General features: G+C 45.6%; 20 protein-coding genes. 8 read left to right on the top strand and 12 right to left on the bottom strand.

The genetic code is table 11. The annotated features are described in order from the left end of the window. Positions 1–91 precede the first annotated feature (91 nt). From NZ875_06920 to NZ875_06910, 3 genes are read right to left on the bottom strand one after another with little or no spacing between them, the layout of a single operon-like run. On the bottom strand, positions 92–931 hold the full coding sequence (locus NZ875_06920; protein ID MCS7175469.1) for a carbohydrate ABC transporter permease: 840 nt from the start codon (positions 929–931) through the stop codon (positions 92–94). 10 nt (positions 932–941) lie between these two features. Further along, positions 942–1,811, bottom strand: a complete 870-nt coding sequence (locus NZ875_06915) for a sugar ABC transporter permease (protein MCS7175468.1) — start codon at positions 1,809–1,811, stop codon at positions 942–944. Positions 1,812–1,852: 41 nt separating this feature from the next. Continuing rightward, positions 1,853–3,151, bottom strand: coding sequence for an ABC transporter substrate-binding protein (locus tag NZ875_06910; protein MCS7175467.1), 1,299 nt, complete (start codon positions 3,149–3,151; stop codon positions 1,853–1,855). Positions 3,152–3,542: 391 nt separating this feature from the next. Between NZ875_06910 and NZ875_06905 the strand changes: the two genes are divergently transcribed. The 8 genes from NZ875_06905 (at position 3,543) to NZ875_06870 (ending at position 12,707) form a co-directional block, all read left to right on the top strand. Next, entirely contained in the window at positions 3,543–4,451 is a 909-nt protein-coding gene (locus NZ875_06905) for a diaminopimelate dehydrogenase (protein ID MCS7175466.1), read from the top strand. Positions 4,452–4,489: 38 nt separating this feature from the next. Beyond that, positions 4,490–6,043: an ABC transporter substrate-binding protein gene (locus NZ875_06900; protein ID MCS7175465.1), complete on the top strand. Its 1,554-nt coding sequence runs from the start codon at positions 4,490–4,492 to the stop codon at positions 6,041–6,043. 45 nt (positions 6,044–6,088) lie between these two features. Further along, entirely contained in the window at positions 6,089–7,009 is a 921-nt protein-coding gene (locus tag NZ875_06895; protein ID MCS7175464.1) for an ABC transporter permease, read from the top strand. A 19-nt stretch (positions 7,010–7,028) separates the two neighbouring features. Next, positions 7,029–7,904, top strand: coding sequence for an ABC transporter permease (locus NZ875_06890; protein MCS7175463.1), 876 nt, complete (start codon positions 7,029–7,031; stop codon positions 7,902–7,904). A gap of 15 nt (positions 7,905–7,919) precedes the next feature. After that, positions 7,920–9,056 (top strand): C40 family peptidase, encoded by a 1,137-nt coding sequence (locus NZ875_06885; GenBank protein MCS7175462.1) that lies wholly within the window; start codon positions 7,920–7,922, stop codon positions 9,054–9,056. 6 nt (positions 9,057–9,062) lie between these two features. Continuing rightward, on the top strand, positions 9,063–10,052 hold the full coding sequence (locus NZ875_06880; protein ID MCS7175461.1) for an ABC transporter ATP-binding protein: 990 nt from the start codon (positions 9,063–9,065) through the stop codon (positions 10,050–10,052). Continuing rightward, positions 10,049–11,026 (top strand): ABC transporter ATP-binding protein, encoded by a 978-nt coding sequence (locus NZ875_06875; GenBank protein MCS7175460.1) that lies wholly within the window; start codon positions 10,049–10,051, stop codon positions 11,024–11,026. Before NZ875_06880 ends, NZ875_06875 begins: the two co-directional genes overlap by 4 nt. Positions 11,027–11,156: 130 nt before the next feature. Then, the gene (locus NZ875_06870) at positions 11,157–12,707 is read left to right on the top strand and encodes a Na+/H+ antiporter NhaC family protein (GenBank protein ID MCS7175459.1); all 1,551 of its coding nucleotides are present in this window, start codon (positions 11,157–11,159) and stop codon (positions 12,705–12,707) included. A gap of 30 nt (positions 12,708–12,737) precedes the next feature. Here the strand turns inward: NZ875_06870 and NZ875_06865 are convergent, their stop codons facing one another. Genes NZ875_06865 through NZ875_06825 form a run of 9 tightly spaced genes read right to left on the bottom strand, consistent with a single transcriptional unit; the run spans position 12,738 to position 21,597 of the window. Continuing rightward, positions 12,738–13,727, bottom strand: a complete 990-nt coding sequence (locus NZ875_06865) for a D-glycerate dehydrogenase (GenBank protein MCS7175458.1) — start codon at positions 13,725–13,727, stop codon at positions 12,738–12,740. A 3-nt stretch (positions 13,728–13,730) separates the two neighbouring features. Continuing rightward, a complete protein-coding gene (locus tag NZ875_06860) occupies positions 13,731–14,645 on the bottom strand; it encodes a sugar phosphate isomerase/epimerase (GenBank protein ID MCS7175457.1) in 915 nt (304 codons plus the stop codon). A gap of 32 nt (positions 14,646–14,677) precedes the next feature. Further along, complete coding sequence (locus NZ875_06855) at positions 14,678–15,460, bottom strand: aldolase/citrate lyase family protein (protein ID MCS7175456.1); 783 nt, start codon at positions 15,458–15,460, stop codon at positions 14,678–14,680. A gap of 14 nt (positions 15,461–15,474) precedes the next feature. Then, a complete protein-coding gene (gene dapA / locus NZ875_06850; GenBank protein ID MCS7175455.1) occupies positions 15,475–16,365 on the bottom strand; it encodes a 4-hydroxy-tetrahydrodipicolinate synthase in 891 nt (296 codons plus the stop codon). A 17-nt stretch (positions 16,366–16,382) separates the two neighbouring features. After that, positions 16,383–17,345, bottom strand: a complete 963-nt coding sequence (locus NZ875_06845; protein MCS7175454.1) for a hydroxyacid dehydrogenase — start codon at positions 17,343–17,345, stop codon at positions 16,383–16,385. Between the two features lie 11 nt (positions 17,346–17,356). Then, complete coding sequence (gene larA / locus NZ875_06840) at positions 17,357–18,631, bottom strand: nickel-dependent lactate racemase (protein MCS7175453.1); 1,275 nt, start codon at positions 18,629–18,631, stop codon at positions 17,357–17,359. Between the two features lie 9 nt (positions 18,632–18,640). After that, entirely contained in the window at positions 18,641–19,084 is a 444-nt protein-coding gene (locus tag NZ875_06835; GenBank protein ID MCS7175452.1) for a tripartite tricarboxylate transporter TctB family protein, read from the bottom strand. Positions 19,085–19,129: 45 nt separating this feature from the next. Further along, positions 19,130–20,080, bottom strand: a complete 951-nt coding sequence (locus tag NZ875_06830; protein ID MCS7175451.1) for a tripartite tricarboxylate transporter substrate binding protein — start codon at positions 20,078–20,080, stop codon at positions 19,130–19,132. A gap of 14 nt (positions 20,081–20,094) precedes the next feature. Continuing rightward, positions 20,095–21,597, bottom strand: coding sequence for a tripartite tricarboxylate transporter permease (locus NZ875_06825; GenBank protein MCS7175450.1), 1,503 nt, complete (start codon positions 21,595–21,597; stop codon positions 20,095–20,097). Between the last annotated feature and the right edge of the window lies 1 nt (position 21,598).

The raw sequence follows: 21,598 nt of genomic DNA, 5'->3' as shown, positions 1-21,598 counted from the left end.
CCTCACGTTTAGTTGAAAACTATTATAGAGGCACGGCAGTCCTTCGGTCAAGGAGAAAAATTGTAGGAAAATCTTTACAAATTGTAGCTCATCAACCTTTTATTCCACTTCCCGTCAACGATTTAACGAAGAGATCTTGCAGGAAGAAAAACAACAGCAAAGTTGGCATCAGCGCCACGATAGTCGCAGCCATGATGATACCCCAATTGTTTGAAGATTCGGCGTTTATGATCATGTTGATCGCCACCTGAACCGTTTTCATTCTATCCTCCATGGCTACGATCATCGGCCAAAGGTACATGTTCCAAGCGTATGTGAAGTTTATTATACTGGCACCCGCGAGCATCGGACGGGACAGGGGAATAACTATTTTCGTCAAATATTGCATTGCGGTGGCACCATCTATCATCGCAGCATCTTTGAACTCCTTCGGTATAGTCAAAAAATGCTGTCTCAAAAGAAAGGTGTTGGTCGCACTGGCCATGAACGGTATCATCATCGCCCAGTAGGTATTGACCCAACCAAGTTTGCTGATGATTTGAAACAGTGGAACGATCAAAACGATCTCAGCTGGTATGAAAAGCGTGGCGAGCAAAATATAGAAAGACACCCTCGACCCTCTGAAGCGGAAGTTCGAATAAGCGTAGGCTGCTAAAGTTCCAGTGATGAGCTTTCCAAACGTTATGGAAACAGCGATCAATAGGCTGTTCAACATCATCCTCGCGAAGGGAACAATTTTGAAAGCTTGAAAGTAATTTTCAACGAAGAAACCCTTTGGCAAGAACCTCGGTGGATAAGAGAAAACAAATTCGGGAGGCTGGATACTCATTATCAGTGCTAAAAGTATTGGTGCAAACATTGTAAGGCTTGCGAATATCAAAAGAAACTCATAAACGACTGTCAATGTAAATTTCTTCGTTGAAAGCCGCATTTTTCTCACCTCATTGATAATGTACCCTCTGCTGACCATATTTGAAGTAAACAAAGGTCACAACGATCATCATTACAAAGAGTATCGTATTCTGAGCCGCTGCCAATCCCATTTTTTGGAATCTGAAACCGTCCATGTAGAGCTTATAAATCAAATTCGTCGTGTAGCCCCCTGGACCTCCCTTAGTCATAACGTCGATGATCGCGAACGATTGAAAAGTGGCAGATATGATACTCATTATAACTAGGTAAAAAGTTATGGGTGAAACCAGCGGAAAGATCAGATCCCAGATCCTGCGCCAAGCATTCGCACCATCTATGATGCTCGCTTCAATGAGCTCTGAGGGTATATTCTGCAGTGCGGCTAGATAAAAAATCACATTGAATGGTAGAGTTTTCCACACAGAAGCAAAAATGAGTGCGTAGATCGCATAGGGCCTAGCAGTCAACCAGTTGGCTTGCACACCGAAAAAAATTCTAGCGAGATAGTTCACATGTCCAACAACAGGGTTGAGTAAGAATCCCCACAAGGCACCAGCTATGGCGTAAGAAACGGCATAGGGTGCAAAAATTAAAGTTCTATATATCTTTGAACCAGGTACTTTCTGATCCAAAAGGAGCGCGAGGAAGAAAGACAAAAATATAGATATCACAACAGTGACGAGAGTGTAAATCACCGTGAAGCGAATCGCGGCGAGATAATCTGGATCTTGGAACAACGTTGTGTAATTTCTAAAACCGACAAACATCCTCCTGTTACCAAAGACAGAGATCCTCATGAAGCTGTTCACGAATGATTCATAAGCGGGAAGGTATATGAAAAGAACGATTATCAGAAAAGTGGGTAGAAGCAGAACGTAAGGTAGCAGTTTTTTTCTCATTTTTGACAACCTCCAAAGGGGCGGCACGCGGCCGCCCGAGATCAGAAGTATTCTTTAATCGCTTTGTTTGCGTTCCTCTCGGCTTCAGACAAAGCTTGCTTAGGCGTCATAGCTCCAGAGATCATCTTTTCAGCGGCAGATTCTATAGCATCACGAACCTCGGGGAATGCTCCTATGATCGCCCCTTGAGTGTTGTAATTTTGTACACCGGTGAGTAGTTGGAGCATGGCCGTCAAATGATGAGGATTTTCAGCATAATAACCTTGTACATGGAGAGTGTGTATTGCATCGACTCTGATGGGATAATAACCTGTGGCTTTGTGCCAAACTATCTGTGGTCCTGGTTCTGCGAGGTACTTGACGAGTTTCCATGCTGCCTCAACTTCCGATCTGTTCTTCTGCTGGATGATCCATAAACTACCTCCACCTATGATGACTCCACCACGCTGTACACCATCCGGCAATGGTAAGAATGCAGTTCCAAGTTCAAAACCTTGTTTCTTAGATTCATTCATGAGTAACGCAACATCAGAAGTTGAGGAAATCAACATACCAACAGTTTGTGATATGAACAACTGTCTCGCAGCCGTCCAATCCGCTCGCTTCGTATTGATCATGAGCCCTTCCTTAGTGAGCTTATCCCAGAGTTCAAAGAACCGCAAACCAGCATCGTTGTTGAACACAACTTTAGTGGCTTTTCCGGTTCTCCCGTTGTTGTTGTCCACGAGAGGTTGATTCTGTAAAGCCATGTATTGTTCGAAGAACCAAGAGTACAGAGGCCAAGTGATTCCTGTTCTGACTATATTACCCTTTTCATCCTTCTTCACAAGCTTTCTGCATGCTTCGATCAGTTCACTGAACGTGGTGGGTGGATCGTTCGGATCAAGCCCAACTTCTTTGAACAGTGTCTTGTTGTAATAAAGCAACGGTGTGGAGGTATTCCAAGGCATCGAATAGAGTTTTCCACCGACACGGTAATAGTTCAAAACCTGTGGTAAGAACAAACCAACGTCGAAGGTAGGATCTTTGTCTATGAAATCTTGCACTGGTACGATCACACCGCTGTCGATCATCTTCTGTGTGCTGATCTCGTTCAACTGAACCACATGAGGTGGCGTTCCTGCTTTGACAGCAGCCACAGTCTTCGCCAAGATCTCCTCGTAGCTGCCGACGTATTGTACCTCCACTTCGATGTCCGGATTCAGTTTCATGAATTCGTTCACCATGTTCTGAATGACCTCGATACGCCAACCACCCATCGCGTGCCAGAACTGAATCTTAACCTTCGCTAGAGCAAAAACCGTCAAGAGCACTAGAAACAAAACAAACAGCTTCCTCACACCACACACCTCCCCACACTATGGTATCGATCTTCTTTAAGGAAATCTTAAAAATGAAAGGCCATACCTCGAACTTGAGATATGGCCTCTCCTGATCTCCGAAAACATTTTACTATTCCGATCGAATTTTGTCAACTGTGTGAGAAGAGAGTAAAAACTCGCTGAATGTGCCTTATCATAGAGCTAATCTATAGACCACTTCCACCGCAGTCGAATCGTCACATCTATCTTTTACAGAACGAACAGTGAGCCTCTCACAGTCGTTCTAAAACTTGAGCAAAATTTGTACGATCAATCTAACAACTAGTGCTCTCTTGACTTGATGTATTACTGTGTGGTAACCTATGTTACGTGGGGATGTCGGGATTTTGCAAAGAAAGTGAGGGAGAAGATGGGCAAGATCAAGGTAGCCGTCGTTGGAATGGGGAACGTTGGAAAACAAGTTTTACAAGCGTTGAGAGGTTCTCAGGATATGGAGATCGTCGGAATCGTAGAGCTTCCAGATAGAATACCGCAGATTGTGAGTCAGATCACGGATCTACCTGTGGTAAGCAATATTGAGCAACTGGAGAGACCGGACGTTGCGATCCTAGCGATAGATAGTCGTGCAGTACCCCACGTGGCTCCGGATTATCTACGTCGAGGAATAAATACGGTGGATGCTTACGATATTCATGGGGCAGAAGGAGCGTTGAGATTGAAGAAACACCTCAACGAGATCGCTAAAGAGGGTAACAGTGTCGCCATCATCTGTGCGGGATGGGATCCGGGGACAGATTCGCTCGTCAGAGCGATCATGCAGATCATTGCACCTCAGGGCATGACCTGGACCAACTTCGGTCCTGGGATGAGTATGGGACATACGGTGGCTGTGAAGAGGATCAAAGGTGTTAGAGATGCTGTTTCCATCACTTGTCCGAAAGGTATGGGTATACACATGAGGCTCGTGTACGTGGAGTTGGAAGATGGCTACGATTTTGCAGATGTAGCCAAAAAGATCGCTGAAGATCCGTATTTCTGTCACGATGAGGTTTACATCAACCAAGTGGAGAGTGTGAAAGACTTGATAGATATGGGTCATTCTGTGAAAATAGAGAGAAAAGGAACTTCGGCTGGGGCGTGTAATCAGAGAATGGAATATCTGATGTGGGTCAATAACCCTGCGGCGACGGCACAGGTGATGGTCGCCGCAGCGAGAGCGAGTATTAAACAGGAACCTGGTTGTTACACGCTGTTGGAAGTTCCGCTCATAGATCTGTTGTTTGGAGAGAAGGATGAGTTGATCTGCAAGATTCTGTGAAGTATGAACCTCATTCAGGTTGGAGGGGGTGTGTTGTTATGAGGAAGGTTTTACTTGTGGTGTTGCTCGTATTGTTCGCCGCAACATTCTTTGCACAGAAACCCAAGAGAGGCGGTATAATTTACGACTATTGGACCACGGATAGGATGACCTTCGATGCGCAAGAAGATACGACGTTGCAGACATACGCGATGGCTAGGCTTTTGTTCAGCACGCTGGTGAGGTACAAGGGGGAAACGCTGGAGCTTGAGCCAGAACTGCTGGTGAAGATGCCGGAGATTTCAGGAGATGGCAAAGTTTACACTTTCGAGCTGAAGAAAGGTATCAAGTTCCACGATGGCAAGACAGAACTCACGAGTGACGATGTGCGGTTCACCATCGAGAGAATGCTCAGCCCGAAAGGTAGAGGAGCGAGCAAGTGGTTGTTCGAACCTATCCTTGGTGCCGACAAGTTCATGAAAGGCGAAACAGCAACCTTGGAAGGTTTCAAGAAAATCGACGATTACAGATTCCAAATTGTGTTGAAAGAAGCTTATGCACCGTTCATCTATCATTTAGCTGTTCCTGGTGCTTCAATCTATTCAGAAAAACTCGTGAAAGCCGCTGGTGATAATTGGAAACTGAATCCAATCGGAACGGGTCCGTTCAAATTGAAAAGGCATGTACCGAACACTGAAATCGTCTTCGAAAGAAACCCACATTACTTTGAAAAAGATCTACCTTACCTCGATGGTGTGGTCTACAGGATCATACCAGATTCAGCCACCGCTTTGATGGAGTTCGAGGCCGGAACTTTGGATGTAGTCACGATACCTGTGTTAGAATACGACAGACTGAAGAAATCCGGTAAATACAACATCATAGAGAAAGAAGCCCTCAACACTTATTACTTCATCATGAACATGAGCGATCCGAAATGGTCCAATCCGATCTTGAGAAAAGCAATGGCTCTGGCCATCAACAAGAAGGAACTCGCTGAAGCGGTGTTCGGTCCAAGGGCGACCGTGGCGACGAGCTTCGTCACACCCGGTATACCCGGCTCTTACCCGCTCGGAAAAGGTCCAGCCTACGATTACAATCCTGAGGAAGCGAAAAAATTGGTCGCACAACTTGGAAACATAGGTAAAGTCACAGCTTGGCAATGGGGCGGGGATACTCTATCGCAACCCAACATCATCATACAAGCGATGGCGAAAGAAGTGGGTATAGATCTGGAAATCATACCGATCGAAAGGGCCGCATTCCGTCAAGCGAGATCTGAAGGAAAGATCCCCGCAAACTATGGCAACTGGTGGGCCGATATACCAGATCCAGACAACTATATCGGTGTGTTCTTCGGCGAAGGCAATCAAATGTCTTCAGGTTACAACAACAAAGAGGTACAGGAGATGATCAAAAAAGCCCGCGTCGAGGTTAACCCGGAAAAAAGAGCGCAGATGTACAGAGAGATAGAGCACAAGATCATCAGAGAAGATGTTGCCATCATACCACTGTTCCATCTGAAGTATTTATTAGCGACGCAGAAAAACGTTCAAGGCATCATCGCTCATCCAACAGGGATAACAGTTTATCTGTACGCTTACAAAGAGTGAAACTTTGGGCGGGCACTTGCCCGCCCTCTTTGGAGGAGTAAAATTGTGCTTCAGTACATCGTTCGAAGATTGATCTTCTCTGTGCCAGTCATAATCGGTGTTACGTTGATAACCTTTATTCTTTTGAACGTGGTGCCTGGAGATCCTGTCTTGGAAATGGTCGGCAAGTACGCAGATCCAGAAACGATTCAGCAAATTAGAGAGCAACTCGGTTTGAACGATCCTCTTGTGGTTCAGTACATCAGATTTCTGTTCAACTTGCTTCGAGGAGATCTAGGAAGATCCTTCAAGACTAACTTACCTGTGTCCAAGATGATCGCCGATACCTTTCCCACGACTTTGAAACTTGCACTGAGTTCTTATCTTGTGGCGATAGTGCTGGGAGTTTCTGTGGGTATAATTTCTGCCGTTAAACAATATTCGCTTCTGGATCATTCCATGATGATCTTGGCACTCGCTGGGATCAGTGCCCCAGTCTTTTGGGTTGCTGTGATCGCACAATTGATCTTTGGTTTGAAGCTTGGCTGGTTCCCCATATCTGGTTATTACAGTTTCAAACACATGATCCTCCCGGCGATCGTCTTGGGCACAAGGTTCGCCGCTTCGATCGCTCGTTACACACGTAGTGCTCTTTTGGATGTGATAAGACAGGATTACATAAGAACTGCGCGTGCTAAAGGACTTGCGGAAAGAAGGGTTATCTTCGTTCACGCACTGAAGAATGCCATGATTCCAGTTGTGACGATACTCGGCATGCAGCTCAGCGGGCTTCTCACCGGTTCCATTTTGACTGAGACAGTCTTCGCGATACCAGGACTAGGTAGGCTCTCCGTTTGGGCTCTTTCAGAAAGGGACTTCCCATTGGTTCAAGGCACAGTGGTATTCACGGCTATCATCTACATTTTGGGAAATCTGATCGTCGATATATCCTATGCCTTTTTGAACCCGAGAATAAGGCTCAAGTAGGAGGTTACACGAAGTGGGTGTGAAGAAGGCCACAAACCTTTACACGGATGCCTTCAAAAGGTTGAGAAGAAACAAACCAGCGATGTTTGGTCTGGCCTTCGTCATCTTCATCACGATAATCGCCATTCTTGCGCCACTCCTCGCGCCAGCAGATCCGAACAAGATAGATCTTCAAAATCGTTTGAAACCCATGGGATCTTCCTCAAAAATATGCAAAAACGGAGTTTACTTGCTTGGATCAGACGAATACGGCAGGGATATCCTTTCAAGGCTGATCTATGGTGCTAGAGTGTCACTGCTAGTTGGCGTCGTTACACAGTTCATAACTACAGTGATTGGAATCATTGTTGGGGCGTTGGCAGGTTACTACGGTGGGGCCATAGACATGTTCATGATGAGAGTCGCAGACGTGTTGTTCGCTTTTCCTGAATTGCTCTTTTATATAGGTATGATGTTCGCTCTAGGTCCTGGTTTGACGAACATGTTCATCGCACTGTCTGTGATAGGATGGGCGGGCAAAGCCAGGTTAGTCAGAAGCCAGGTTATTTCCTTGAAGGAAACAGAGTTCGTGGAAGCTGCGAAAGCACAAGGTCTTTCAGATTTTCGGATCATCACGAAACATATACTTCCCAACTGCATGGGACCAATCATCGTTTCAGTGTCGCTCGGTATACCAGGCTCGATCTTGGCTGAGGCTGGTCTTTCGTTCCTTGGGCTTGGAATATTGCCACCGACTCCGAGTTGGGGTAACATGATAAGATCCGCGAGCGCTTATTTGAGAATTCAGCCCTGGTACGCGGTGTGGCCTGGTCTCGTACTCATGCTTGCCACATTTTCCTTCAATCTTCTCGGTGACGGTTTAAGGGATGCGCTCGATCCGAGATTGAAACAATGAAAGGAAGCGATTGAAATGAAAAAGGTTATCGTTGGTTGCTTGTTGGCTTCAATCTTGTTGTTTGGGAGTGGTGCTACGGTGCAGCTTTTAGAAAGAGCAAATAGAGAGATAGAGCAGTTCAGAAAAGAGCTCAAAATTGATCCACGAGAAGTTGTGTTCGATATCAAGGCGAAGATTGAGGATGGAAGGTTCACCATTTTTGGGGAAGTTTCAGAAGCTGATTTGAAAGAAAAGCTGATCGAAAGACTGGGAAAAATTCTCGAAGTTACTATCAACGATGAGGTGAAACTCCTACCTGACGAGTCTGTGGGCGAAAAAACTTTCGCGATCGTGAAGGTCAACGTTGTGAATTTGATGGACGCACCTGGGAGAACTCTTCAAAAGAATGCTGTGACGCAAGCTCGGATGGGGGATATTTTGAGGTTGCTGAAGAAGATGAACGGTTGGTTTTTAGCCCAGATGGAGGATTCTTACATTGGTTGGATAGATGGTTCAGCCGTTGTGACAATGGATGATGAAGAATTGAAAAAATATCTCTCTAATCCTTTTGCCTTAATCGTTTCGAGGTTCGCACAACTGTATCGAACACCAGATGAATCCAGCATGATCGATGAAAAGCTCGTTCAAGGTTCGGTGTTACCTTGTTCATCAGAAAAGGAAGGTTGGCTATCTTTGAAATTACCAGACGGAAGAGAGCTGTTTGTACGTTTCAGTGATGTGGGAATATACGAGAATCGAGATAAAGTTTTCTCAGAAAGGAAAGATGCAGGATACATCATTGAACTTGCGAAGCAACATCTGGGTCTTCCTTACCTTTGGGCAGGCACAACATCGTACGGTTTCGATTGCTCAGGCTTCACTCAATTTTGTTTCAAAATGGCAGGTTACTTTTTGAGACGTGATGCCGACATGCAGTTCGAACAAGGTGAACCCGTGTTGAACCGAAGAGATCTCAAACCGGCTGATCTGGTCTTCTTCCAAACTTATAAACCTGGTCCTTCCCACGTTGGTATCTACATTGGGAACATGAAATACATTCACTCGGGTAGCAGGGGAGTCGCCATAAACAGCTTCGATCCCAACGATCCTGACTATTCATTGGATTTGGACAAGAAATACATCGGCGCGAGAAGGGTTATTCCCCAAAGGTGATGAAAAATGGAGGAAATTCTGCGCGTGGAAGATCTTACCGTGAAATTTTTCACCGATGATGGTACGGTCCATGCAGTGGATCGCGTTAGCTTTTCCGTCAAACAAGAAGAAGTTTTGGGATTGGTCGGCGAATCTGGTTGTGGAAAATCCGTCACTTCACTCGCCATAATGAGACTTTTGCCGATCCCGCCCGCAAAGATCACTTCAGGTAAGGTCTTCTTCGAGGGAAAAAATTTGCTCGAACTTTCAGACAACGAGATGAGAAGGATCAGAGGAAGTGCTATCTCGATGATCTTTCAAGAACCTATGACTTCTTTAAACCCGGTGATCACCGTTGGAAAACAAATTTCAGAAGCGATCATCACCCACCAAAATGTGAGTGTGGGGGAGGCAAAAAACAAAGCGATCGAGTTACTCAAGTTGGTTGGCATTCCCAATCCAGAGAAAAGGTACAACGATTATCCTCACCAATTGTCCGGTGGCATGAGACAACGTGCCATGATAGCCATGGCTTTATCCTGCAACCCAAAACTTTTGATAGCGGACGAACCTACCACAGCTTTGGATGTGACTGTTCAAGCCCAGATACTCGATCTCATATCCCAGCTCAGAAAAACATTCGGAATGAGCGTGCTTCTCATAACACACGATCTTGGAGTGATCGCAGAAATGTGCAATCGAGTTGTGGTGATGTACGCTGGTCAAATAGTGGAAGAAGCCTCATGTACAGAATTGTTCGAAAAACCACTCCATCCATACACAGACGGCCTACTCAAATCTATACCCAAGTTGGAACCCGGTAGAAAACCACTGCACACGATAGAAGGTACCGTTCCGAATGCGATGAACCTACCGCCTGGATGCAGGTTTCATCCACGCTGTTCTTTCGCCTTCGATTTGTGCAGAGAGAGAGTACCAAAACTGGTGAACGTGAATGAAAACAGGAAAGTTAGGTGTTTTCTGAGAGGATCCGATCCCGAGGAAGTGGGAGAATGAGCGATGTGATCCTCGAAGTGAGGAACCTTGTGAAGTATTTTCCAGTGAAAGCAGGCATACTTCAAAGAACAATCGCAACAGTTAAGGCTGTCGATGGAGTGAGTTTTCAAATAAAGAGGGGTGAAACTTTCGGTCTAGTGGGTGAGAGTGGTTGTGGGAAGACAACCACAGGAAGGTGTATTTTACGTTTGGAAGAACCGACGAGTGGTGAGATCATCTTCGAAGGAATCGAAATAACGAAGCTTAATCAAAAGCAACTCAAAAAACTTAGGCCAAAAATGCAGATTGTTTTTCAAGATCCCTTCAGTTCGCTCAATCCGAGATTACCTGTCAAAGAGATCGTAGGCGAAGCGATGGTCTATCATGGTCTTGTGAAAGGTAAGGAAGCTGAAAAGAAGGTCAAGGAACTTTTGGAAATGGTTGGACTCTCCGCCGAACATATGTACAGATATCCCCACGAGTTCTCCGGTGGTCAAAGGCAAAGGATATGTATCGCACGAGCTCTATCGACACAACCTGATCTGATCGTTTGTGATGAAGCGGTTTCCGCACTCGATGTTTCAATCCAAAGTCAGATACTAAAGCTTTTGGAAAATCTTCAAGCAAAGTTGGGAGTCGCTTATCTTTTCATCTCCCACGCTTTGAACGTAGTGAAGTACATCTCCCACAGGATCGGGGTTATGTACCTTGGAAAACTCGTCGAAGTGGCAGAGAGTGAAGAACTCTATCTGAACCCTTTACACCCCTACACGAAGGCGCTCATTTCTGCCGTACCTGTGCCTGATCCAAAGGTGAAGAGGCAGAAAATAATCCTCAAAGGCGATGTGCCAAGTCCATTGAATCCTCCAAAGGGTTGTAGATTCGTCACCAGATGTCCCCAAGCTATGCCTATCTGCAGTGAGTTGGAGCCACAGATGCTCGAGGTTTCACCGAACCACTTCGTGGCGTGCCATCTTTTCCAAAAACAATTTTGATCATCCTAAGATTTACCGTCTTGAATGAGTTTGAAGTACGATATATAGACAAAAACTCTTAAAGTATTGTAAATCCCACAGGATATCGCCCCGGATCTATAATATTCGTAAATCATATTGATTAGGGGGTATGAACGTGGAAGGAACAGCGTGGTCTGCTTTGCCTCCTCTCGTAGCAATTGTACTCTGCTTCATAACAAAGAACGTTCTGCTTTCGCTATTTTTGGGGATTTTCACTGGCGGACTACTTTTGAATAACTTTAACCCAATTTCTGGTATAACTTATTCACTCGAAAAGATCATCGGCTCCATGGCAGACGAATGGAGCGCGAAGTTACTCTTGTTCAACCTACTCATGGGATCTGGTATCGCTTTCATCTGGCGACTTGGGGGTAGCAAGGCGTTGGGGGACTGGGCAGCGAAGAAGATCAAGTCAAGGAGATCTGCGAACGTTTGGGCTTGGCTGCTTGGTGTCATCGTCTTTTTCAACGACTACATAAACTCAGCCATAGTTGGAAATGTCATGAGAGACATCTTTGAACAACGCAAGATTTCCAAAGAAAAGCTTTCGTACATCCTCGATTCAACATCTTCACCAGTTGCGACGTTCTTTATTTCAGACTGGATAGCGTACCAGCTCGCGATGATACAAAACGGCATGAGTGCAGCAGGAATAACGACGCTTGCACCCATGGCTGTATTCATCGGAAGCATTCCTTTCAACTTTTACTGTATTTTCACTGTGCTGTTTGTTGGTATCATCGCGATCAGTGGCTGGGATTTTGGACCCATGTTGAAGGCAGAACGTAGAGCCGAACTGGAAGGGAAAACTTCTCGCGACGGTGCCATGCCGATGTTGAACATCGATTTTGAGCTTGGAAAACCCATCGAGAAAAGACCTATGATAATGACCTTCGTTTTACCGATCGTAGCGCTGGTGTTCGTCACCATATTCGGTTTTTATTACACTGGTGCCGCACAGGGCGGGCAAACTCTCATAGAAAAACTTGGAAATGCAGATGCAGCGACTGCCTTATTGTGGGGCGCTTTCGCGATGTCCTTGGTTGGAATAATCATAGCTTTGAGCTTTAAACTCATGAGCGTTGCGGAAGCGATGAAAACGTTCCTTGAGGGATTCAAGCTGATGCTTTTGGCCTGTGCGATATTGGTCTTGGCTTGGTCAATCGGGACCGTCACGAAGGATATGAAACTTGCAGATTACGTTGTATCCTTGGTGGGAGAGGACGTTTCGTTCGCTTTAGTTCCTGCTGTCGTTTTCCTTATCGGCATGTTCATCTCCTTCTCGACGGGAACTTCTTGGGGTACGATGGCGATACTGACCCCCATCGCGATACCGGTAGCTTACAACATAACCAAAGATCCCTGGCTTTCCACGACGGTGATGACAGGAACTGTCTTTGCAGGCGCAATCTTTGGAGATCACTGTTCCCCCATTTCCGATACAACCGTTCTTTCTTCGATCTTCTCTGGATGCGATCACATGGATCATGTGAACACACAACTACCTTACGCACTTTTGTGCGCCTTCACGGCGTTGATCATGTATATCCTCTATGGGGTTCTCAAACTCAGTCCATTCATCTTGCTACCAATCGGAATCGTTATTCTGGTGCTCCTCACGAAGATATTACACACAAGAACTTTGAGAAAATTGGCATGAACAACGTAAAAAAGTGAGGGCTGAGAGCCCTCACTTTCTTTTTTGTAATACTTCTGGGTTGACTAAATTCGGTGGGACTTCACCATTCAAGGCTTTGATGATGTTTTCTGCCACCATGATGGACATTCTGGATCTCGTTGCGTAAGATGCGGAGGCAATGTGTGGTGCGAGGACAACGTTATCGAGTTTCAGCAATTCTGGTTCAACTTCGGGTTCATTTTCGAACACGTCGAGTGCGGCTCCCTTGATCCAACCTTCCTTCAGGGCCTTCACCAAAGCTTTTTCGTCCACGACAGGACCTCTAGCTGTGTTGATCAAATAAGCTCCCCTCTTCATCATCCTGAGCTCTTTTTCACCGATTAAATGGTGAGTTTCTTTCGTTAGGGGAACATGTAACGAAACGAAATCGGATTCTTTCAGAAGCGTTGGAAGATCGACGTATGTAGCCTTCAATTCTTTTTCTATTTGTTCAGGCACTCTGGCGTTATCGTAGTATAGAACCTTCATATTGAATCCTAGAGCTCTCCGAGCCATTGCTTGACCTATACGTCCAAAACCGACGATACCAAGTGTTGCTCCATAAACATCCGTTCCAAGCAGAAGCATGGGTTCCCAACCACGGAATTTTCCTTCTCTGACAAATCTGTCCGCTTCAACGATCCTTCGAGCTATGGCCATCATCAAGGCCCAAGCCAAATCTGCCGTGGTTTCTGTGAGTACCCCGGGTGTGTTTGTGACCAAAATACCGCGCTTTGTGGCTTCCTCCACATCGATGTTGTTGTACCCCACAGCGTAGTTCGCTACGATTTTCAAGTTGGGCCCAGCTGCATCCATCACTTCGGCATCTATCGTATCGGTGAGCAAACTCAGTATGGCATCGACTCCTTTGACTTTTTCCAGAAGCATTCTCCTTGGAATGACTCCGTCATAATCACTCACTTCGACATCGAATTTTTCTCTGAGCATGTTCAAACCCTCTTCTAGGATCTTTCGTGTGACGAAAACTTTGAACCTCTTCATCCATCAAACCTCCTTCAGAAGTTTCGCATAGGCTGCTAAGAAAGTCCTCTTAGCATTCGCCACAACCAAATCAGGATCTTCGTTTGGCAGAGGCTTGACCTCGAAAGATATCACCGGTTTACTCGTGGCGACTTTCTTATCGAAATAGTTAATCTTGAACAAAGCTTTCAAAAAATATGAGAGTTCTTCCACGTCGTTCTTTCCACCTTTTATACCGAACCTTGGATGCTGATCACCGTAAGCTGGATGACCTGGTTCGAGAACCGCGTTACCCACGTGTATGTGTGTCACAAAAGCTGAGAGCAATGTCAACGTGTAAAAGGCATCTTCGAACACTAGAGGTTGATGAGAAAGATCGATCGTCAAGCCAAAGTTATCATGGAAAGATCTGACCTTCGATGCAATCTCGAAAGCCACGGGGGCTGGACCAACCAAAGCATTTTTTTCGATAGAATAATCGAAAACTTCAAGGTTCACTGCGAGAGTGTAACCAAACTCACTCGATCTTTCTTTCGCATAATCACAGATTTGAGAGAGCGAATCTACAAGTCTTTCTTTTGCCATTTCGATGTGTATCGCTTCGGGCATCTTACCGCTCAAAAAAGCTATCGCCTTGGCACCTGAGGCGTACGCTTTATCAACAGCCTTCTTGATTTCTTCAATTGCTGTTTTCCTCTCCTCATCGTTCAGAGAGTTCAAGTTCAACTTCTTTGAGAGCACTAACGGTTGAGCAGCTATCAAAAGGTCTACCTTTGCAACCTCGCACATTTTACCTATCTTTTTCAAGGTGGTTTCTTCAACGAGGGCACTGATCTCTATGGCTTGGAAGAATTCGTCTTGAAGCACACATTTGACTGTGGAAAGGATCTCTTCTTCAGTCCCCGCATTTGGATATGCCATGAAGTGTATCAAACCCATATGAAAGCGATCGTGCCATGGATACACTCATTTCACCTCCCTTGGATCATCTGCTTCAACGTGTCAACAACTTTCTTTCCGCCATCGACTATCAAATTTATATCACTCGAACACATGAGTAATTTCATTCCTTTTTCTATCCAAGGTTGGAGGGCTTCAGGAGTGGGTAAATGTATGCCACAAGGTACATTGAGCCTCAAACATTTCTGCACGAACTTATCCACGTACTCCTGGACCAATGGATGCTTCGTGTCACCCGGCACTCCCAGACTCTGTGAAAGATCGTTGGGACCTATGAGACATGCATCGACGCCAGGTAAGATTAGACTTTCAAGGTTATCTATAGCTTCTTTACTCTCTATTTGCAGAATGATCAACGTGTTTTCGTTGGCCCATTTGGTGACTTCCTCTCCTTTGAGAGAGGCAAAACCTGTTGGGGTTCTTCTGAGCGCCATACCTCTTTCACCGAGTGGATAGTACTTGGTGGCCTTGATTATCTGCTCGACTTCTTCGCGTGTCTCTACCTGTGGCACAAGCAAACCCTCCGCACCACTGTCGAGAGGTCTCGAGAGATTGTGATGACCATATCTCGTCGGCACCCTGACGATGGGTGTTATACCACCCGCCCTGGCGGCCCACACCATGTCTTGAACGGTTTCGAGAGTGAAAGGAGAATGCTCTGTGTCTATGACAAAGAAATCAAAACCAGCAGTTGCAAGCATCTGCGCAATACCGGGAGTTCTTATCTCGCTGACCATGATGCCGATCGCATGTTTACCTTCCTTCAAAAGTCTTTTCGTTCTGTTTTCACGCATTTCAGACACTCCCCTCACAAAAGTTTCATTTCTTGAAGGACTTTTCTCAGTTCGGCTTTCTTTTCCTCACTCAAACCCTTGATTGGTCCACGTGCCGGCCCAGCTTCGATTCCCATCATGTTCAATGCTTCTTTGATGACCACCGGGAAGGTTCCGAGCTCAAAGGCTAGTCTCAACGGCGTGAGTTCTTCCTGAGCTCGTTTTGCATTCTCAATATCTCCTTTGATGAAATAATCATATATGCTTGCAACAAGCTTTGGTGCGGCGTTGGCTGTTGCTGCAATGGAACCAGTTCCACCGTAGAGCAGTGTGGCTAGTATGAGCGTGTCTCTCCCCGCGAGCACATAAAAATTCTTAGCTTTAGTACGTCTTATGTACTCACTCGTGTTAGTCAAATCGCCACTGCTATCCTTTATACCCACGATATTATCGATGTCTGCCAGCTTTTCAACCGTTCGTGGCTCCAGCTTCACACCCCCAGTTCTTCCAGGGTTGTTGTATAACAAAACTGGCAATCTGGTGGCTTTCGCGATCTTTGCATAATGTTCGTACAGCTCGTCTTGCGATGGTGTGATATAGTACGGTGTGATGATGGAAACAGCATCCACACCTATCCTCTCCGCCGCATCATTGAGCTCGATGACTTCTTTAGTAGTTATACCTCCAGTACCTGCATAAACTGGAACTCTACCGTTCACTTCCTCGACGGCGATCTCCATCAATCTAATTTTCTCTTCCTTCGTCAGAGCGTAAAATTCCCCTTGGCTTCCTATCACAAAGACACCGTGAACACCGTTGTTGACTAGATAGTTTAAAAGTTTTCTGAAAGCCGACTCGTTGATACTCTCATCTTTGTGCATGGGTGTAACGACCGCTGGTATAACTCCTTTTGGAACAAAATTCATCTCCATTCGCCCCCTTTTCAAATCTTTCCGTACTTTCTCAAGAGATCTAGATTCACAGGAAAGCTCGGTTTCTTTCCCGTTAGAACTTCTATCACACCTTGTGCCGCTCCTTCTGCCATCCTGATCACGCATTCTTTAGTGAGTGCTGAGTTGTGTGGTGTGAGCAAGATTTTTTCACATTTGAGGAAGGGATGATCGTTCTTTGGGGGTTCTTCGACAAATACGTCAGTGGCCGCACCTGCTATCCAACCTTCGTTGAGCGCTTTCACCACAGCGTATTCGTCCCAAATTGGACCACGCGCCATGTTTATGATGTACGCAGTTGGTTTCATGAGTTTCAACTGTGCTTCTCCTATCATATTTTTTGTTTCAGTTGTGAGTGGAACATGGATTGTGACGAAATCCGCTTCTTTCAAAAGTCGATCCAATGAGGTTAACTCAACCCCCAGCTCCAAAGCTCTACTAGTGTCGATGTAGGGATCGTAAGCGAGTACCTTCATCGAGAAAGCAGCTTGACATTTCTTCGCCACCAACGAACCTATCCTACCTAGACCAATGATCCCAAGAGTTTTTCCATCCACATCCATGGTTGAGAATAGATCCCTGATCTTGAAATCCCCTCTCCTCGTAGCAGCATCCATCTGCTTGAGTTGCTTTGCTAGAGCGAGTATGAACGCAACTGTAGCTTCAGCAACCGAGAGTGCATTCGCATTGGGAGTGTTGACAACGTAAATTCCATGCTTTGAGGCTTCTTCAACGTCGATGTTGTCCACCCCTACACCGTGTCTCGCTATGACCTTGAGTTTTGGTGCATTTCTTATGATCTCCGCCGTGAAAAGTGCGGTCCTGACTATAACTCCATCGCAATCTGAGATCTCGCGAGCAACGACAGATGGTTCTGGATTTGAAGCTTGCACGACCTCGAATCCCGCATTCAAAAGCATTTTCACGCCGTTTTCGTGGATCGGTTGTACTATCATGACCTTCACGTTCATCCCTCCAAAATTGGAATCGTATGCACACCGTTGGGCATCACAAGAAATTTTGTACGTGGATTTTCCTTCAAAATTTGATCGATTCCTTCTTGAAGCGTGGAAACTTTCAAGAGGTACATCTTTCTCAAAATGAGATCATCTATCTCGCAATCACTCATTACGATCGAAGCGTGAGATAAAATCTTGGTCAGAACGTATGCTTTATGTTCACCGATTTCAAAACCTTTCGTGAATATATGTTCCCTTAAGTTTTCAAAATTATCGAAGCTAGACATGAATTTATAGTAATTCTCGTCACCCAAGCCGTCTTCACACCGAGCGGGTATGAGAATGAGCCCTCCTCTTTTCACTACAGGCTTTGGTCCAAGAACCACCGTGTTTGCAGCCCTTGTGGCTTGATACAAGTTCACACTCTTCGGAAAACCCGGGCACGAAATGACCACGTCCGCTACACCTTGAACGGGAACCTCCACAAAGGACTTGGTAAACTTCACAGCGGCATTGAACGATTCAATGGGATGACCAGAAAACGCCGCTGTGAGTTGCTTTTCTTCGTTCAACACAAGGTTCACTGTGAAATCTATTTTCACTCTCTGAGCCATCTCGTTGAGAAAATCTCTGAAAACATTACCCTCTATAACCCCAAGTCTCGTTCTGGGATCTGAAAGTACTTTGAGGCTGTGCGTTGCACCTATCGTTTCGATACCTGCCAAACCGACACAAATAGTTTTAACTCCCCCACTGTAACCTGCAAACAGGTGCGGCTCGATCACACCTACGGTGATTTTTACATCAGCTTCCATCAGCTTTTTGCTGATCTTCATTGGGAAACCTGCCGAACTTTGCCCTAAGTCTGTGAGTCCATTGTGGCAATCATGATTGTAAATGGCATACTCATTCACGATCTTTTCTCCCAATTTTTCTTCTATTTCTTTTTGATTCATGGGCCTGTGTGTGCCAAGCGCGATTAGAAAATATACATTCTTTTTTGGTACGCCTGCCGAGTGAATTTCCTCGAGCAACAATTCGCTAACCAAACCGTCCATGGCGTGCCTCGTCATATCTGTGACAACGATGGCCACTTTGCTCTTTTTCCCCAAGATTTCACCGAGCTTGGGTGAAGCTATGGGATTACGAAACGATCTTTTCAGTTCACTTATAGGATCCTTTACGGCCTCGGGAAAGCGAGCTCGAGCTATTGCCAAAATGTTTTGCTCGGGTATCTCCACCTCGAGAAAACGATCCTTGTCGTAGGGAAGTTTTATCTGCATAATTTCACCTCAGGGGAGCACTAGCCTCAGCACTTTAGCAAAAACGTACCACACAGAAAAACTCGTTGCGATGGCGAAGATTGCAGAATAAACCGTCGTTTTAATCTTAATGGGCCAAGATATGATCAAACACGAGACAAAAACGAATATGATGCTAGATAGAACGAAACCGACCGGTTCCATCAACAAAATGTAGACCAGAAAGCTGACCAAAAAGAGGATTACTCTTAAAGGCTTTTCGAAGACGATCGGTTTGGGTTTCTCTTTGCTGAGGAGTGAATGAATAACTAAAGCGACAGAGAATATCACCAGCAGAATAGTAGCTACACTTGGAAAAAATGTGTTGTCCAACACGTCGAATCTCAACCTTCTTATTTTTTGACTTTCAAAAAACATCAAAACACCGAACAAACTCAGAATCAACCCAGAATAAAAATCCTTCCCAAAGCGCATACTCTGTACCTCCAAAGCTGGGGGACAACGCCCCCAGCAAAAGATTCACTTTTTCAAACCCGCAGCTCTCGCAAAACGATCGAACCTCTCATCTTCCCATTTGAGGAATTTGAGCATTTCCTCACCATCCATGTAGAACGGTATGGCGAAGGCTTTCTCGGCGAGTTCATCCGCACACTCTTTCAGTTGCAAAACCTGCTTGATGGCATTGGCAAAAGTTTTCACAATTTCTGTTGGTGTTCCTTTCGGCATCAAGAAGAATTGGTCTTGAGTGAAAACGAGTTCTTCCAATCCGAGTTCTTTTGCCGTCGGTACGTTTGGCAAGAATGGGTCTCTTTCGGGTGACAAAACCGCGAGTGGTTTCAGCTCACCCGATTTGAAGAACGGCACAGCGGCAGAGAGCGCTATCGGACTCAAGTCCATATGACCTCCCATGATCTTAGTGATTCTATCCATATCGCCACCGGAACTGGCACTCAAAATGAAACCGTTGTTGGCGGCAAGCTGTATTGGTATCGCTTGGAAATGGCTCGTTGCACCGATTTCTACACCTAATCTTATTTTTCCTGGGTTCTTCTTGGCATCCTCGATGGCATCTCTCAAGTTCTTCCAAGGAGAATCTGGCCTTGCGATGACCACACGGTTACCCCTGGTTGCGATGCACACTGGTGTGAAATCGTAATAGTTAAACTCAGCTGTTCCAACGTGGTAGTTCGAAAAGACTGACTGATGATACCAAAGTACAGTATAACCGTCTGGTTTCGCCTTCAAAACTTCCCTAGCACCGGTGCTTCCTCCGCCACTAGTTATGTTCACAACTGCGAAATCCCAGCCAAACAGTTGTTTGACGTACTTTCCTATGATCCTCACTTGTACGTCACTGGCTCCACCTGCGGAATACGGTACAACCACTTTGATGGGACCTGTTGGATATGTAGCGAAGCTGAGAGAAACAAAACTCAGTAACACCATCACTGCGAGCAACCTTCTGCCCATGCAAACACCTCCTTTTAGGATTTGTATTCACCTTTCTTGACGAGTATCCTTCCAAGGACAAAGAGGAACGCCGCGATTATCAGCAACATGAGCGACAAAGGCCTTGTGAAAATGGGCGAAAACTTACCTGCACTCGCTGTTAAACCTTGTCTCAAGTTCGACTCAGCTATCGGTCCGAGAACGAAAGCAATTATGATAGGAAGCACTGGAAAATCAAGCTTTTTCAATACATAACCAATGATTCCGAATATCAACATAACCCAGATATCGAACACCCTGTTGTTCAATCCGAAAGCTCCAACAGCTGCGCAAACTGTGATCAAAGGAAGCAAATATTGTTTTGGAAAACTCAGAGAATAGATGTAAAACTTCATCAGTACAATACCAAGAACAAGCATCACGATGTTGCCCCAAAACTGCGCTGCGTAGACTCCGAAGACCAAATCTGGATTGTACCTGAACATGAGGGGGCCTGGGTTTATACCATGAATGAGAAAGCCTCCAAGCAATATCGCAGTGACCGCATCACCAGGTATACCGAGTGCAAGTAACGGCACCATCGCTCCTCCGACGGAGGCATTGTTCGAAACCTCGCTGGCTATTATGCCATCAGGGATTCCCGTACCGAATTTCTCTGGATGTCTCGAGTTCGACCTAGCCACACCATACGAAATGATGTTCGCCGTTGCACCTCCAATGCCAGGAAAAACACCGATGATGAAACCTATCGCGAAGGAAGTCAAAGCGTTGCCGAGTTGTTTGAAGAGGATCTTTGCAGCTTGGAAAACTTCCGAAAGTTTCATTGAGCGCGATTCCGGAGGAACAATCCTTTCGATTTCTGATTCTATATCGGCGATGATTTCAGAAACACAGAATAAACCAACTAAAAGAGGTAATAACGCTATACCACTGTGAAGCTCACGGAACTGGAAAGTGAGTCTTGGGATACTCGTTATTGGGTCAGCTCCAACGCAGCTCAAGAGTAAACCTATGGCAATACCTATTAAATTCTTCAGAATGTTACCTCCAAGCATACTGCTCACCGCGACGAAAGCCATAACCGCGAGTGAGAAATACTCGAAAGGTCCGAATTTCAAAGCAACACGAGCGATCAAAGAAGCTAATGAGATCAAGAAGATCACACCAACGATTCCACCGAAGAACGACGAGAATAATCCAAGAGCCAATGCGAGTCCAGATTTTCCCTGCTTGCTCATAGGATGCGCATCGAAACAGGTTGTTATGGAAGATGGAGTACCTGGCATATTCAGTAAAGTTGCTGAGATAAAACCACCAGACACACCACCTATGTAGATTCCTGTGAGCAGAACCAATCCCGATATAGGTTTCATACTGAACGTGAATGGGATCGCGAGAGCCACACCCATCGTCGCTGTCAGACCAGGGATGGCTCCAAAGATCATACCCCACAGTACCCCAATGAACAACAGCAATAAGTTCCAAGGTTGAAACACTTGTGCAAACCCCACCGTCACCGTTTGAGTCAAAACCTCCATG

Origin of the sequence: Pseudothermotoga sp., from assembly GCA_025060105.1 — a bacterium.
Classification (GTDB): domain Bacteria; phylum Thermotogota; class Thermotogae; order Thermotogales; family DSM-5069; genus Pseudothermotoga_A.
Note: the sequence above shows the minus strand (reverse complement) of the source record. Positions and strands in the feature narration are given on the sequence as shown.

Coding starts and splice junctions, on each gene's coding strand:
- NZ875_06920 (MCS7175469.1), bottom strand. CDS start 931: ATGCGGCTTTCAACGAAGAAATTTACATTGACAGTCGTTTATGAGTTT.
- NZ875_06915 (MCS7175468.1), bottom strand. CDS start 1,811: ATGAGAAAAAAACTGCTACCTTACGTTCTGCTTCTACCCACTTTTCTG.
- NZ875_06905 (MCS7175466.1), top strand. CDS start 3,543: ATGGGCAAGATCAAGGTAGCCGTCGTTGGAATGGGGAACGTTGGAAAA.
- NZ875_06900 (MCS7175465.1), top strand. CDS start 4,490: ATGAGGAAGGTTTTACTTGTGGTGTTGCTCGTATTGTTCGCCGCAACA.
- NZ875_06885 (MCS7175462.1), top strand. CDS start 7,920: ATGAAAAAGGTTATCGTTGGTTGCTTGTTGGCTTCAATCTTGTTGTTT.
- NZ875_06880 (MCS7175461.1), top strand. CDS start 9,063: ATGGAGGAAATTCTGCGCGTGGAAGATCTTACCGTGAAATTTTTCACC.
- NZ875_06875 (MCS7175460.1), top strand. CDS start 10,049: ATGAGCGATGTGATCCTCGAAGTGAGGAACCTTGTGAAGTATTTTCCA.
- NZ875_06870 (MCS7175459.1), top strand. CDS start 11,157: ATGAACGTGGAAGGAACAGCGTGGTCTGCTTTGCCTCCTCTCGTAGCA.
- NZ875_06865 (MCS7175458.1), bottom strand. CDS start 13,727: ATGAAGAGGTTCAAAGTTTTCGTCACACGAAAGATCCTAGAAGAGGGT.
- NZ875_06860 (MCS7175457.1), bottom strand. CDS start 14,645: ATGGGTTTGATACACTTCATGGCATATCCAAATGCGGGGACTGAAGAA.
- NZ875_06855 (MCS7175456.1), bottom strand. CDS start 15,460: ATGCGTGAAAACAGAACGAAAAGACTTTTGAAGGAAGGTAAACATGCG.
- dapA (MCS7175455.1), bottom strand. CDS start 16,365: ATGAATTTTGTTCCAAAAGGAGTTATACCAGCGGTCGTTACACCCATG.
- NZ875_06845 (MCS7175454.1), bottom strand. CDS start 17,345: ATGATAGTACAACCGATCCACGAAAACGGCGTGAAAATGCTTTTGAAT.
- larA (MCS7175453.1), bottom strand. CDS start 18,631: ATGCAGATAAAACTTCCCTACGACAAGGATCGTTTTCTCGAGGTGGAG.
- NZ875_06835 (MCS7175452.1), bottom strand. CDS start 19,084: ATGCGCTTTGGGAAGGATTTTTATTCTGGGTTGATTCTGAGTTTGTTC.
- NZ875_06830 (MCS7175451.1), bottom strand. CDS start 20,080: ATGGGCAGAAGGTTGCTCGCAGTGATGGTGTTACTGAGTTTTGTTTCT.
- NZ875_06825 (MCS7175450.1), bottom strand. CDS start 21,597: ATGGAGGTTTTGACTCAAACGGTGACGGTGGGGTTTGCACAAGTGTTT.